12 protein-coding genes and 1 pseudogene are annotated in these 15942 nt (G+C 34.3%); 12 read left to right on the top strand and 1 reads right to left on the bottom strand.

Annotated elements, in window-relative coordinates:
• Position 1: 1 nt before the first annotated feature.
• From ACYSNW_RS10410 to ACYSNW_RS10375, 8 genes and pseudogenes are all read left to right on the top strand, one after another.
• A complete protein-coding gene (locus ACYSNW_RS10410; protein ID WP_461744434.1) occupies positions 2–739 on the top strand; it encodes a pilin N-terminal domain-containing protein in 738 nt (245 codons plus the stop codon).
• A 12-nt stretch (positions 740–751) separates the two neighbouring features.
• Complete coding sequence (locus ACYSNW_RS10405; RefSeq protein WP_461744433.1) at positions 752–1066, top strand: hypothetical protein; 315 nt, start codon at positions 752–754, stop codon at positions 1064–1066.
• Entirely contained in the window at positions 1039–1266 is a 228-nt protein-coding gene (locus tag ACYSNW_RS10400; RefSeq protein WP_461744432.1) for a hypothetical protein, read from the top strand. The genes ACYSNW_RS10405 and ACYSNW_RS10400 overlap by 28 nt, the downstream gene beginning before the upstream one ends.
• 552 nt (positions 1267–1818) lie before the next feature.
• Positions 1819–2652, top strand: a complete 834-nt coding sequence (locus tag ACYSNW_RS10395) for a PRD domain-containing protein (protein ID WP_461744431.1) — start codon at positions 1819–1821, stop codon at positions 2650–2652.
• A gap of 160 nt (positions 2653–2812) precedes the next feature.
• Positions 2813–4708 (top strand): beta-glucoside-specific PTS transporter subunit IIABC, encoded by a 1896-nt coding sequence (locus ACYSNW_RS10390; protein WP_461744430.1) that lies wholly within the window; start codon positions 2813–2815, stop codon positions 4706–4708.
• A 46-nt stretch (positions 4709–4754) separates the two neighbouring features.
• A complete protein-coding gene (locus ACYSNW_RS10385; RefSeq protein ID WP_461744429.1) occupies positions 4755–6218 on the top strand; it encodes a glycoside hydrolase family 1 protein in 1464 nt (487 codons plus the stop codon).
• A gap of 161 nt (positions 6219–6379) precedes the next feature.
• Positions 6380–7225, top strand: coding sequence for a Cof-type HAD-IIB family hydrolase (locus ACYSNW_RS10380; RefSeq protein WP_461744428.1), 846 nt, complete (start codon positions 6380–6382; stop codon positions 7223–7225).
• 295 nt (positions 7226–7520) lie between these two features.
• Positions 7521–7856 (top strand): annotated as a pseudogene (locus ACYSNW_RS10375) (transposase zinc-binding domain-containing protein); the annotation flags it as partial.
• 487 nt (positions 7857–8343) lie between these two features.
• On the opposite strand, the gene ACYSNW_RS10370 reads toward ACYSNW_RS10375, so the two are convergent.
• A complete protein-coding gene (locus ACYSNW_RS10370) occupies positions 8344–9531 on the bottom strand; it encodes an ROK family protein (protein WP_461744427.1) in 1188 nt (395 codons plus the stop codon).
• A gap of 220 nt (positions 9532–9751) precedes the next feature.
• On the opposite strand from ACYSNW_RS10370, the gene xylA reads away from it, so the two are divergent.
• The 4 genes from xylA to ACYSNW_RS10350 are packed head-to-tail and all read left to right on the top strand — an operon-like array spanning position 9752 to position 15565.
• Positions 9752–11059, top strand: a complete 1308-nt coding sequence (gene xylA / locus ACYSNW_RS10365; protein ID WP_461744426.1) for a xylose isomerase — start codon at positions 9752–9754, stop codon at positions 11057–11059.
• A 19-nt stretch (positions 11060–11078) separates the two neighbouring features.
• Entirely contained in the window at positions 11079–13040 is a 1962-nt protein-coding gene (locus ACYSNW_RS10360; protein ID WP_461744425.1) for an alpha-glucuronidase, read from the top strand.
• Between the two features lie 12 nt (positions 13041–13052).
• A complete protein-coding gene (locus ACYSNW_RS10355) occupies positions 13053–14216 on the top strand; it encodes an SGNH/GDSL hydrolase family protein (protein WP_461744424.1) in 1164 nt (387 codons plus the stop codon).
• 23 nt (positions 14217–14239) lie between these two features.
• Positions 14240–15565: an ABC transporter substrate-binding protein gene (locus ACYSNW_RS10350; protein ID WP_461744423.1), complete on the top strand. Its 1326-nt coding sequence runs from the start codon at positions 14240–14242 to the stop codon at positions 15563–15565.
• Positions 15566–15942: the final 377 nt, after the last annotated feature.

The raw sequence follows: 15942 nt of genomic DNA, 5'->3' as shown, positions 1-15942 counted from the left end.
AATGAAAAAATTACTATTCGCTACTCTCTTCTCCCTTGTAGGATTAGGCTTCTCCTCGCTAATGGCTGTTTCTGCTTTTGCTGAAATAGCTGAAACTCAAACAAGTACAATAGAAATGGTCACCTTAACGGTGCATGAGTTGGGCGAATCAACAAGTTCTGATTCTAAAGAGACCACACCGATTGTAGGAGTTCCTGTTTCAATTTATGATTTAACAGCTGTTTATCAAACCGCATCTCAACAAGGAACAGTTGAGATGAAAAAATTTAGTGAAGAATGGTCAGAAAAAGCTCGTAAAGGAACGTTGAATTTAGGAATCCCGCTAATCACAAAAATAACGGATGAGATGGGTATATGTACATTTTCGGTACCTTTAAAAATCAATGAACAGTACGCTGTATATTTAATTGTTGAAGAAACGAGTACTACTGTAGAACAAACAGGTAAAACTGTACCAACAGTAATAATTTTTCCAGTGGTTTCACCTGAGACAGGCGAATTATTGAATCCTGTTGAGGTCTATCCGAAGTATGTAAACGGAGGAACACCTGAAAAGCCAATGCCAGAAAAACCGCAATCTGAGAAGCCAGTAACACAGAAACCTTCTTCAAGGGAGGAAAATTATCCAAACACCAATGAAACAACATCTTCTCTATCTACGATTGGATTGTTACTAATGGTAGTAGTTGGAAGTACTTGGTATATCAATAGAAGAAAAGGTATCGAAAAAAACATTTAATGAGGAAAAAAAATGAATAATCGATTAAAACGAACTTTTGTTAGTCTAATAATGATGGTACCAATAATTATAGTAATGATTAGTTTACGAATAGATAGAGAGTATACGGATGAAGATACCGCTTTAATTACACTGAATCAAAAATCATTAGATACTTCAGGGACAGCAGTTCAATCAATTGAAGAACAAACAACTAATAATAAACAACAGACGAGTTTTACTGTTGATCGAAGAAATGGTACGATCAATGAAGAAAATGGGGTAAAACATTCTATCAAACACTTAATATCCATGGTGCGATGGATAAAATCGGTCCAACATGTGTAGACGTCGATAAAATTGTTTCAACAACTGATTTAAACATAAATATTGAAACAGATTTAAGTCCTTATTATATTTTAACAAGTGAAACAAATACAAAAAATCTATCAAGTTTATCTATTTGTTTAACAGAAGCTATATATGATTTAGTAAGTCAAACAATAGGAAAAGTATTAGCACCATATGATGGAGTATTTACTATTTAGTAGTTAATGCTGTTCCAGATCAACTAATGTAAAATATGGTAACTGAAATGATCATCTGTAAAGAGGATGTTTCAAGGAAAATAAATAGAATGTCAAAAACTAATTGTTGGTGGAAAACAGTAAAAAAATATTTATGAGAACGAATGTAGTGCTATAGCAGGTGCTCATTTTTGAGTTATTAAAGTAGTTAAAAGAAATGGTACACATGTATAATAAAGCAACTTTCAATCAAAGAATTTATTCAAAGAAATTACGCTATGATATAAAAAGTGAGAGACGAAATTTGTTCTTTTTTAATTTTCGTGTCTCACTTTTATACTATTTATAGTCAGACAAAAAGCGAAATTATCTGGAAGATCGGTGATAAAATAAATTTTTTTTTATTCTTATATTGACACCGTTTTCAGCTTGTGATAAATTAGATACAGATATATGAGGAGTGTAACTGACTCGATCAGGCACCACCAAGTCTACAGTAGAAGATGTCTACTTTAGTTTGGTGTTTTTTTGTTTTTCTGACCTATAGAGTAAGAGGTGATCAGAATTTATACAATGATAAAATCACTAAATAATAATCTTGTCTTAGCGGTAAATGAAGAAGCGGAAGAATTTGTATTATTTGGAAAAGGAATTGGTTTCAAAAAGAAAAAAGGCGATGTGATTGATCAAACCTTAGTGACAAAAATTTTTGAATCGCAAAGCCAAACGCAAAATTTCAGTGCAATATTGGCGAATATTTCACCAGAAATCCTCTCTTTGACAGAAAGAATTATTGAAAAAGGTGAGCAAGAATTAAATAAAAAAGTCAATGCAAGTATTATCGTGGCGTTGTCAGACCATATTCAATCAGCGATTGAACGACAGAAAAATGGTCAAGATTTAACTGAAAATGCGTTACAGTGGGAAATTCCATTTTTATATTTTAAAGAATATGAACTTGGGAAGAAGGCATTAGTGATGATTGAAGAAGAGATGAATGCGGCATTACCTGAAATAGAAGCCTCTTTTATTGCTCTCCATTTTGTCAATGCTCAAGATGGTTTAGAGTCAATGGATGAAACGATGTTTATTACAAAAGTGACGAAAAGTATGGTAAAAATCATCCAGTCATTATTTGATATCTCACTAAATAAATCAAGTATCAATTACTCTCGATTTGTGACTCATATTCGCTATTTTATGAATCGTCAGTTACATAATAAGGCGTTTGTTTCAGAAAATAATAATGGATTGTATGCAATTATTCAAGAACAGTATCCAAGAAGTTATGCTTGTGGTTTGATGATTCGTGAAATGTTGAAGAAGGATTATCAAATGAGCATTAGCGATGATGAAATGGTCTATCTCATCATTCATATTGAAAGAATCACAAAAGACCACGAATAAAATTAAATCTTTTTGTAAAAGGCGTGTCATTGTTGAAATGAACAAGCATTAACCTGAACAAAAATTTGTGTGAATATACGATATTGGTGTATTTATATAGGTTTTTGTTTAGGTTTTTTTGTTGGAAAGAATGAATAAAAAAGAAAAAGAGGGGAAAAATATGGATAAAAGTGAATTAGCAAAACAAATCGTAGCAGATTTAGGTGGAGCAGATAATATTACCCAAAGTTGGCATTGTATCACTCGATTGCGATTCAACGTCAAAGATCAGAAGAAGGTTGATTTAGAAGGCATAAAAAAATTAGATGGTGTGATTGGTGCTCAATTTCAAAGTGGTCAATATCAAGTCATTATTGGAAGTGCGGTTGAAGAAGTATTTGCGGAAGTTTCATTACTGTTAGGAGACATGAGTGAAACGGGTGATGAGCAACAAGCAGGGACCGCTAAAAAATCGATTTTAGATAGTCTTTTCGATACCGTTTCAGGAATTTTTAACCCTATTCTGCCAGCAATTGTTGGTGGTGGTTTACTAAAAGGAATCATGGCGTTATTAGTTAGTTTGAATTTATTGTCAGAAACGAGCTCAAATTATGAAGTTTTAGGATTTATTGCGGATGCGGCGTTTTATTTCTTGCCATTTTTGATTGCTTTTTCAGCTGCTAAAAAATTCAAAACAGATGCTTCTTTAGCGGTAACGTTGGCAGGCGTTTTGATGTATCCGACCATTATTCAGTATGCAACAGGTGGGGAAGTCAATAGTTTGAAGTTTTTAGGATTAAGTGTTCCAATGAACAACTATTCTTCTTCAGTATTACCGATTATTTTAGGGGTTTGGTTATTAAGTTATACCAATAAATATATTAAACGAGTGATTCCTAAAACATTGAGTATCATCTTTGTACCACTTTTAACATTGGTTGTCACAGCTCCTTTAGTATTACTTTTTATCGCACCGTTAGGAAATTACATTGGCGTATATTTGCAACAAATTTTCACGTCGTTATTTGATATAGCTGGACCGATTGCTGGACTATTAATGGGTGGTTTGATGCCATTAATTGTTATCACAGGGATGCATTACGCCTTCTTCCCAAGTACCTTTGCTAGTTTTGAAAAACTAGGCTATGACTCTGTGTTGTTACCGATGAGTTTAGTATCTAATTTTGCCCAAGCTGGAGCAGTTCTTGGTGTGTTGCTGAAAACAAAAGATGAGAAAATGAAACAACTTTCTTTCTCAACACTATTACCAGCGATTTTTGGAATCACTGAACCAGCGATTTATGGAGTAACAATGAAATTGAAACGTCCATTTTATGCGAGTTTAATCGGAGGAGCGACAGGAGGAGCAATTTTTGGTCTCTTATCAGTAAAAGTTTTCTCATTTTCTCAACCAGGCATCACGGCATTACCTTCTTATATTGAAAAAGGAACAAATAATTTTATTTATGCGTTAATTGGAGTGGCAGCTAGTTTTATAGTGGCTTGTGTTGTTACCTTGATTTTCTTGAAAAATGAAGTTCCTAGTGAAGACAAAGCAGAGATCGCAAAAGATGAAATCAATCAAAACCGAGCATCAGAGCAACTAAATAAAAAAAATCCAATTCATGTTCAATCTCCTTTGACAGGAGAAATTTATCCTTTAGCAGAGTGTCCAGATGAAACATTTGCTGCCGAGCTAATTGGTAAAGGAATCGGTATAATTCCATCAACTGGAGAAGTAGTTGCTCCATTCGATGGAACGGTTACGATGACCACTCAAACCAACCATGCAATCGGTTTGATGTCTAATGATGGCGTGGAATTGCTGATTCATGTTGGGATGGATACGGTTGATTTAAAAGGTGTTGGATTTAAATGTTTGGTAGCCGAAGGCGATGCAATTGCTAAAGGAGACCCACTGATTCAATTTGATATTGAGCAAATTAAAGCAGCGAATTTAAGTTTATTTTCACCGATTATTGTAACAAATACAACGAACTTTTTAGATGTCGTGACGGTGGCAAAAGAAAAAGCAGTCCAAGCGAATCAAGACGAGTTGTTTATTGTAGTTAATTAATTTTAATAACTAATTATATAGAGAAACTTAAGAGGAGGAATTTTTGATGAAAGAATTACAAACAGGTTTTCCAAAAGGATTTTTATGGGGCGGCGCAACAGCTGCCAATCAAATAGAAGGAGCGTATTTAGAGGATGGAAAAGGATTATCTACTTCCGATTTTGCGGCATATAAAGATCCTTATGCAACAGGAAAAGTAGACAATTTTACCTTTAATGTTAGTTCGAAGGAGTTAGCAGAATATAAAGAGCATCCTGAAAAATATCTATTTCCGAAACGTTGGGGAATTGATTTTTACCATCGCTATCAAGAAGATATTGCATTGTTTGCTGAAATGGGCTTTAAAACGTTCCGAATCTCGATTTCATGGGCACGAATTTTTCCAACTGGTTTAGAAGCAGAGCCAAATGAAGCGGGTTTAGCGTTTTATGACAAAGTGTTTGATGAATGTAAAAAATACGGCATCGAACCGTTGGTAACAATGTCTCATTATGAAATGCCAATTGCATTGACTGAAAAGTATAATGGCTGGGTTAGTAGAGAGTTGATTCCTTTGTTTGACAAATATGCACGTTGTATTTTAACTCGTTATAAAAATAAAGTGAAGTACTGGATTACGTTCAATGAAATGAACATGAATTTGAATAGTTTATATACTGGAGCGGGTACATTAGAGGATTTAGTGGATGACAAATTACAAGCGACTTATCAAGCTTCTCATCATCAATTCTTGGCTAGTGCGTGTGCTGTAAAGGCATGTCATGAAATTATTCCAGAGGCAAAAATCGGTTGTATGATTAATCAAATCGAATCGTATGCAATGACGACAAAACCTGAAGATCAATTACAAGCGTTAAAATCGAATCAATTAAATATGTTCTATCCAGATGTTCAAGCACGTGGTGAATACCCAAGTTATATGGCACGCTATTTTGCGGACAATGATATTCATGTGGTGATGGAAGCTGGCGATGAAGAACTCTTAAAAGCAGGAACTGTTGACTATGTAGCGATTAGTTATTATATGTCACACGTTACAGAAGCGAGAGAAGATGCTGCGAAATTAGCGGGATCCTTTGACAGCCCAATTAAAAACCCGCATCTTGAGTTGACTCAGTGGGATTGGCCAATTGATCCAATGGGCTTACGAATTTCGTTGATGAAATTATATGATCGTTATGAAAAACCTTTATTTGTTTGTGAAAATGGTTTAGGAGCAAAAGATGAATTAACAGCTGACCAAAAAATTCATGATGATTATCGTATTGATTATTTGAAAAAACATGTGGTTCAAATGAAAGAAGCAATTAAAGACGGCGTTGATTTAATGGGGTATACAACATGGGGCTGTATTGATTTAATTAGTTGCGGAACGTCTCAAATGAGTAAACGCTATGGCTTTATCTATGTCGATCAAGACGATAAAGGTCAAGGTAGTTTAGCACGATATAGAAAAGATTCTTTCTATTGGTATAAAGAGTGTATTGCATCTAATGGTGAAAATCTATAGAATATAAATTAAAGATAAAAAAATCTAAGGATTGAATCGATTGAATTTTTGGAAGCTAAAAATCTTTAATTAATAGACATAAGCTGAAATTTCCAAAAGTATCCTTTGCTTTTTGGGAATTTTGGCTTATTTTTAATTGAGGATAAAGAGGAGAGAATAACATGGCAAAAATTGCTTTTTTTGATGTTGATGGAACTTTATGTAATAGTAGCGGAGAGGTTTTACCTTCAACGATAGAAACTATTCGCCAGTTCAGGAAAGCTGGAAATTTGGCGTATATTTGTACGGGACGTTCGAAGCCAGAAATAATTGATAGTATTTTAGAAATTGGTTTTGATGGAATCATTGGCGCTGGTGGTGGTTATGTTTCAGTAAATGATGAAGTGGTCATGCATAAAACCATGCCCAAAGAACTTGTGTTAGACATTATTGCTTATTTCGATAAGAATGATGTCGGTTATTATTTAGAATCAAATGATGGCTTATTTGGCAGTGAGAATTGTATACGGAAAATTCAAGAAGAAATCAAAGCGATAACAGATCAAACAGGCGATGATTTTGAAAAACTCAATGAGAAATCTAATTGGTTTTATGAATTGATCCATAAATTTGATGCGATTCCGATTGATTATGGAAATGTGAATAAAATTTCTTTTGTTAATAATACCTTGCCATTTTCAGCGATTGCTGAACGATATGGAGACGATTTCTATATGTATCATTCAACGGTTCCACTTTTTGGACCAGAAAGTGGTGAAATTGCGGTAAAAGGAGTGGACAAGAAAAAAGCCGTTGAATTTGTACTTGATTATCTGAATCTTGTTAAAACGGATGCGATTGCTTTTGGTGACGGAGATAATGATTTACCGATGTTTGATGCTGTGGGATATAAAGTGGCTATGGCCAATGCAACAGATAAGCTTAAGGCTGCTGCTAATGAAGTGACTGCGGATGCAGATGCAAATGGGATTGCGATGAGTTTTGAAAAAGAAAAATGGAGCCAATAGGAGACAACGATAAATCAAAAAATACATCTAAATAAAAAAATTTGACACCTGTCGATCCAATAGTTTGAATCCCAATAGTTAATTAATAGATGTCTTTTTTGACAATAAAGGGATTATAAAATTTAAGAGGTTCAAAAGACGATAATAGTAGTCTTTTGGCCTTTTTTCTATTTTTAAAAGAAACGTTTAAATAAGTTATGAAACAGAATGTTTTATAAGCCGTTTTCTTTGATAAACATAGTAATTGGGAGAAGTTCGTTGAGAAACATAGGCAAAAAATCCGTCTTGTAGTAAAAAAGAAGTCAAAAAAATTCGAAATTGTGGTGATATTAGAAGAAGCTATCGTTTGTTTTTCTGTGAAAGATGTCATGAGGTGAAATATATTTCCTTGAAATGCCAAGAAAAGTTTTGCCCAACTTGTACTAATGGCGGAAGGCAACCTTGGTCTGAAATCGTTGTAAAGGATTTATTTAAAGTGAAACATCGGCAGGTTATCTTTATGGTTGATAAAGGATTGATAGATGAATCCGCTAGATTTTTTGCCGAGTTTTGCAAGCTGCGCATATCAATAATGTGGAGGGATTTTATGAAAATGCTCCTAAAAGGAGCTAGACAAATCCCCAGTATTTAGTACAGTATATTAGTCGCTATATGAAGTCTGGTCTCAACGCAACTGATCGGATCATCATGTATGACAGAGAAATAGTTATGTTTCACTACAAAGACAAATGAACGAATACGACGTTAACGAAAGTAATGACTGCTAAAGAGTGCATAGGTGCACTTATTCGCCATATTAACGACTATCATTTCTTAATGATTCATCGATACGCTATCTATAGCAGATGTATTAAAACGTTGATGAAGCGTATGGTGATAGCTTACCAGCAAATGATTCATAATCTATTGGCAAATATAACAGGTTTGGAATTTGTTTCCGAAGGGGATACGCAGTTTAAGTGTGAGCGCTATGAAAATGAAAGGTATCCAGAATATTACAAAAATGAGTTAAGAGTTGAATTCAAGATAAGTGGTGTACGATAATAATTAACACTATACAAAAAATTCCTAGCTGCGTTTTATTTGCACCTAGGATTTTCTTATTGGTTGAAAATTCGTTATTGCTTGTTAGAACTATCTAACGAGTGTTGTACTTTTATTAGTTTCATTTGATTAATATTGAGAAACTGTTGCAAATTAAAAACAAGTCCCCCTAGTAATGTTGATTTTTCGTTCAATTTACTATTTCGAACAACGACAGCTTTTGAAAAACGATCAGATAAGTTATTTTTTAACATAGGAATCATTTCAGGTATTTCTCTATAAAGAGAACTATTTAATACAATTGTCTCTGGATCAAAATGAGCAATGGCATTATTGATACCTATACTAAGATACCGTGCATTTTCTTCAACAACTTGTTTAGCATCAAGATCACCATTAAGATAATATTCTCTTAAAATAATCGCATTAACAAAATCAATTTTTTTCCTCTTGGCAAATTGATCAAAACAGACTTTGTTTGCGGCATAGGCTTCCAAACACCCTAAATTACCACAAACACATTTTTTTCCATCAAGCACCACAATTTGATGACCGATTTCTCCAGCAAAGCCATGAGCGCCGATTTCTAGTAAACCATCATGTACGATTCCGGCCCCAATCCCACTATGCATATTGATACTAATTAAGCTAGAAGAATCAGATGTAAAAGAATACTCTCCTAAAGCAGACAAATTTGCCTCGTTCTCAAAAAAGATTGGATAATTTGTCAATTCTTCTGTAATCTCTCGGAAAGGAATTTTATCCAAATTATAGTGAGGGGTAAAAATGATTTGGTCATCAAAAACCGGCCCGTGTACACCAATAACGATACCGATGACATCATAAGGTGTTTCTGGTTTTACTTGATTGAACCGATCGAAAATTTCAGAAAAATAAGTCGTAATATTTTCTACAGTTAAAGAAATCGGTTTTCTTTGTTCGAATGCAATTTCTTCTCCATCAAGAAAGGTTAAAAGTGCGTTGATGTAATTGTAACCGACATCGATAGAGATAGATAAACCTGCTTTACCATTATATTGCAAATGGATTGGTTTTCGTCCACCCTGAATGGTCGATTGCCCCATGCCAGTTTCAACGACAAGCTGATCATCCAATAATTTTTTGACGATGACCGAGACAGTTGCCTTAGTTAAACTCGTGATACTAGCTAATTCTGCTCGAGATACACCATTATTATTTATAATTGCTTCAAGACAGTTTGATTCATTTGGTGTTCGAATGTTATAATTAAAATTTTTCATATGAGAAACACTCCAAGTTAATTTGTTAGATGAATATACCTACTTTATTGTACAGATTTATTATTAATAATGCTAGTATTTTTCTTTAATTAATACACTTGGTTAAAAAAAAATCTAAAAAAGTACTTGATTAATTATTTGAAAGCGTATACTATATAGTCAGTAAGTTAGTTCGTAAAAAGAACTAATTAACTATAATGATTCTTAGGAGGAAGCATATATGACTTATTTTCCAGAAGTAAAAACAATCAAATATGAAGGGACAAAAACAAAAAATCCTTTTGCATTTCGCCATTACAAAGCGAATGAAGTAGTACTAGGAAAGCCAATGAAAGAACATTTACGTTTTGCACTTGCTTATTGGCACACGATGACACAAGATGGAAGTGATCCGTTTGGAAGTCCAACGAACCAACGTAATTGGTTTGGTGAAACGCCTATGGAAACCGCGAAAAATCGTGTTGACGCATTTTTTGAATTATTAGAAAAACTTGGTGTTGAATATTTTTGTTTCCATGATATTGATATTGCTCCTGAAGGAAATTCATTAGAAGAATTTTTTGCTAATTTAGATGAAATTACTGATTTGATTAAAGAAAAAATGGATCAAAAAGGAATCAAATTGCTTTGGAATACAGCGAATATGTTTTCTAATCCTCGTTATAATAATGGTGCAGGCTCAACGAATAATGCAGAAGTTTTTGCGTTGGCTGCTGCTCAGGTGAAAAAAGGAATCGACATTTCTAAAAAATTAGGTGGAGAAAATTATGTGTTTTGGGGTGGTCGTGAAGGGTATGAGACGTTACTGAATACTGATATGGGACTTGAAATGGACAACATTGCTCGCCTATTCAAAATGGCTGTTTTATATGGAGAAGAGATTGGTCACAAACCGCAATTTTTATTAGAGCCAAAGCCAAAAGAACCATCAAAACATCAATATGATTTTGATGCAGCAACAACGTTACAATTCATTCAAAAATATGGGTTAGAAAATGATTTTAAATTAAATCTTGAAGCAAATCATGCAACTTTGGCAGGTCATACATTTGAACATGAAATTACAGTCGCTCGTATCAATGACGCGCTTGGCTCTTTAGATGCAAACCAAGGAGATGTTTTGTTAGGATGGGATACGGATGAATTTCCAACAAATGTCTATGATGTGACTTTAGCAATGTATGGTGTATTAGAAAATGGTGGGATTGCACCAGGTGGAATCAATTTTGATTCAAAAGTTCGTCGTTCATCCTTTGCAATGGATGATCTAGTGTTAGCTCATATAGCCGGAATGGATACATTTGCCAGAGGGCTAAAAAATGCTGCGAAATTAAAAGAAGAGAAATTTTTCGATGATTTGATTGATCAACGTTACGCTTCTTTTAAAGAAGGAATCGGTGCGTCAATTATTGCGGATAAAGAGAACTTACAATCGTTGACTGAATATGCACTAAAACATGACCATCCAGTAATCGAATCGAGTCATATTGAATATGTGAAAAATGTGTTGAACGACTATATCTACTAGAAGAAAGGTATCGATGAGGATGGAAAAAAGAGATAGTTGTTGGCTGGGAAAAAAAGTCACAAACCCTAACTATACAACATTTAAGTTGGATAAAATTGATAAGATAACGGAAAGTATTGAAAAAGAACTAAACAGATTATTTCCTTCTTGCGAAAAAACAAACGAAGAAACCGCTACAATACAATTTGAATTGATTAATGAATCTAAACTTAAGCATGACGGATTTAGAATCACGAGTAATGAAAATAATTCAAGTGTGATTCAAGCGAATACAACTCGAGGATTATTGTATGGTTTTTTCCGATTCTATCAAGAATTGATTATCAATGACACTGAAATGAAAAATCTTTGTTCTGTACCAGATCAAGCCATTCGGATGTTGAATCATTGGGACAACTTTGATGGCTCAGTGGAACGTGGATATGCAGGCGAATCATTATTTTACAAAAATAATCAATTTCGACACAATTATGAGACAATTTATGAGTATGCGCGTCTTTTAGCATCAGTAGGAATCAATGCTTTGTCGATTAATAATGTCAATGTTCATAAACAAGAAACATTTTTTATTACGAGTCCTTATTTGGATGAAGTCAGAGCGCTTGCTGAAATAGTTGAATGCTATGGTATTCAACTATTCTTAAGTATTAATTTTGCGGCTCCGATTGCAGTGGGAGGGCTAGATACTGCTGATCCATTAGATAAAGCAGTCGAAAAATTCTGGAATGAAACGGTTGCAAATATCTATACAGTCATTCCTAATTTTGGTGGGTTTGTAGTGAAGGCTGATTCTGAGGGAGAGCCTGGACCATTTGTTTACGGACGCAATCATGATGAAGGAGCCAATGTGCTAGCGCGAGCATTGAAACCATATAATGGGTTAGTTTTCTGGCGTTGCTTTGTCTATGACTGCTTGCAGGATTGGCGGGACCGTTCCATTGATAGAGCGAAAGCAGCCTATGATAGTTTTTTGAAACTAGATGGTAAATTTGAAGAGAATGTTATTTTACAAATCAAAAATGGTCCTATCGATTTTCAAGTTCGAGAACCAGTTTCTCCGCTTTTTGGGGCATTACGACAAACTAACCAAATGCTAGAATTTCAAATAGCACAGGAGTATACAGGGCAGCAAAAACATATATGTTATTTACTCCCAATATGGAAAGAAGTATTAGATTTTGATACAAAATATCAAGTAGAAAAATCTCTGATCCAGGATGTTATTCATGAGCAAAGTCCAATACCTAAATATTCCGGTATTGCCGCTGTGGTAAACGTAGGAATTGATAATAATTGGACTGGTCATAAGTTAGCGCAAGCCAATCTTTATGGTTATGGTCGTTTGATTTGGGAAAATGATTGTTCTGCTGAAAAAATTGCTTCAGATTGGATAAACTTAACATTTGATTTTCCGGAAAAAGAAAGATTTCAGCTCATGGAGATTCTATTGACATCTCGCCAAACTTACGAGAACTATACAGCGCCTCTGGGAATTGGCTTTATGGTACGTCCAAATCATCATTATGGACCAGATATCGATGGGTATGAATATGACCGTTGGGGTACCTATCACTTTGCTGATCGTAATGGAATCGGTGTAGAACGCACGGTCAAAAATGGAACAGGATATACGCGTCAATATTCTGAAGCGCGATTTATGGAATATGAAGATTTAGCAACTTGTCCAGATGAACTAGTGCTCTTTTTCCACCATTTAGCTTATGATCACAAACTAAAGTCGGGAAAAACAGTGATTCAACATATTTATGACACGCATTTTGAAGGATATGAAAAAGTGAAAGAATATATGGAAATTTGGAGAAATTTGAAACCCCATTTAGATGAAATAAGTTATCAAAATGTGTATGAACGTCTTAAAGAGCAACAGCGTTCAGCTCGTGATTGGAAAGATCAAGTGAATACGTATTTTTATCGTAAAAGTGGAGTACCCGATCAGCACAAGCGTAAAATTTATGCATAAGGAGGTCAGCAAGTGGAGTGGCGTAATGTATGGAGTTATACGCAACAAGATTATCGTTCATGGCCTTCAGTGATTGACAATGATCGACAAGTTATTCGAATTCGCTCCAATCATTTTACTAATCAGTTGAAAATACGTTTCTCTAACGAATATGGACAAGAAAAAATAAGTTTGGATGCAGTCAGTATTTGTTTGTTAGAGCCAGAGACATTAGCAATTAGAGCAAGAAAAACAGTTACTGTGAACGGGAAAAAAAAAATCACTCTTCTTCCTTCAATTCAATTAATTAGTGATTCTATCTCACTCGACATTCAACCAGGATCGATTCTTGAAATTGAAACGATAATAACTAAAAAAACTATTTTACAAAGTGGTACTGTATCATACTCTAGACGAGAACTAGAAGTCTATAATTATCAAGCAACCAATCACAAACAACTTTTTGTTGAACAACGTGAACTTTTTCGAATGGTTAAAGAAAATGAGCGGATGTTTTTTGTATACGCTATCAGTGGAGTGGATTTTTTTACGGATAAAAAGGTAAAAACAATTGTTGCATTTGGTGATTCTTTAACGCAACAAGGATTTTGGGTAGATCATTTAAAAAGACGATTATTTTTGAATCATTTAGAGGGGTATGCAGTATTGAATCGCGGGATTGGAGGAAGTCGTATTCTAAAAGGACAGAACCCTATCAATGATTCATACAACCGTCATGGAAATGCAGGACTATATCGATTTGAACGAGAAATATTTATGTTTGGTTCAGCTGATATAGTAGTCTGTTTACACGGTATCAATGATTTAATCTCTCGTCATGATGGAACAAATGAATATCCTTACTCAGTTCAAGAGATAAAAATGGGATTAAAGCAGTATGCGCAGTTGGCTCACCAACATAATACTAAACTAATTATAGGAACATTGATGCCTATTGGGCACTCTATTTTTTACAGTTCATCTTTAGAAATAGAACGATGTGAATTAAATGATTGGATAAGAAATAGTGATTATTTTGATGGTGTTATTGATTTTGACAAGGTAGTTAGAGAAAAAGAAAAGTCAAATCTACTTCAATGTGACTATGATTGTGGAGATGGCCTTCATGTATCTGATCAAGGTGGAAAGCGAATGGCAGAAGCAGTAGACTTAGAATTTTTGATTTCACTAAATTGAATTCTGAAAGGAAGAAAAATGAAATGAAAAAATGGAAAATTAGAGCGATTGCACTTATTTCAATGGTAACAGTATTATCTTTAGTAACGGGCTGTAATGCAGGAAGAAAAAAAGCGGACACCGCTAAACAAGACGGTGATGTAGAAATTAGTTTTAGTTGGTGGGGAAATGATGATCGACACAAAGCAACACAAGATATGATTAACAATTTTGAGAAAGATCATCCGACAATTAAAGTAAAAGGTGAACCAAGCGGATTTGGAGACTTAGATCAAGTTTTTACAACAAGGTATGCAGGAAATACGTTGGCTGATATAACTACGGTTATGTACAATTGGGTTCCACAATTTGGTCAAAATGATGGTTTTTACGATTTAGATAAAATCGAAAGTTTAGATTTATCTACTTATGATAAAGAGTTTTTAAAGTTTGGTCAGGTAGAAGGAAAACAAGTTGCAGTACCATATGGCGAAAATACGTTAGTTATGTATTTAAATAAATCTGCATATGAGCGCAACGGTATCGATATTACAACATTGAAAACATGGGATGATTATGTCCAAGCGGCAAAAAAATTACCAGAAGGCTCGTTCTGTATCGCATCACCAACTTGGCGTTTTCCTGTAACGGTTTGGTTACAACAAAAAACGGGTAAATCTGAATTCGATGAAAAGGGAAATATGAATTGGTCAGAACAAGACTATTTAGAGGCGATGACGTGGTATAAAGAAATGGCTGATGCTCGTGTATTCGTTTCACGTAAAGACTACTTAGAAAATGTTGGAACAGAACCAGTTTCTTTAGCAACAAATAAAAAATGGCTTGAAGGAGAATACGGCGGTGGAATTGGATGGAATGCTGGAATTACTTCTGATTATGAATCATTAAAAGAAATTGGCGACGAGTTAGTAATTGTCGATTATCCAATTGCTGAAGGTGGAAAAGAAGTTAATTTGTTATCTAAACCATCTATGTTATTCGCTGTCAAGCCAGATGAAAAAAATCCTGAGGAAGTAGGAACTTTCTTGAATGATTTTCTAAATGGCAAGGAAGCAAACAAAATTTTAGGGTTATCTCGTGGAGTTCCAGCTTCTTCTGCAGCAGTAAAAGAATTAGTTGAAGATGGACAATTGTCTGGATTTATGAAAGATGGCTATGATTATGCGCAAGAAGCCGTTAAAATCAATGAAACACCATTTTATGAGGATGGAACACTAACAACAATCTATACGACAGAAATGGAAGCGGTTGAATTAGGGAAAACAGATTTACCAACAGCTGCTAAAAATGTCTATACAAAAACAAAAGACCAAGCAGCGAAACTTGCAAAAGATTATAAATTACAATAGTTGATTCCCAACGACATAAAATAAATGAGTGTGAACCAAAACAGGACGAGTTTTGATTCACACTCTATATCCTAATAAACAGGAATAAAAAGATTTTTATTTTTTGTAAAAAATTACTTTTGTTTTATCTTTGGAAATTGGATAAATGGCATAAAATCATCAGAATCTTGGCAATTTCCAAAATGTCATCGATTGAACAGAACGCTATAAGTGGTATTTTATCCAAGTGCTTGATTCTAAGTGATAACTTTATGACCTCGGTAAATTAGTAGCTTCGATCTAAACAATGTCAAAGAGATGAAAATTCAAAGTTCTAGAAATTTTTATCATTGTGACAAATCACAATGAATGAACTAGTTCAATGATGTATCTTATTA

It is taken from the genome of Enterococcus sp. LJL99, from assembly GCF_054871725.1.
Note: the sequence above shows the minus strand (reverse complement) of the source record. Positions and strands in the feature narration are given on the sequence as shown.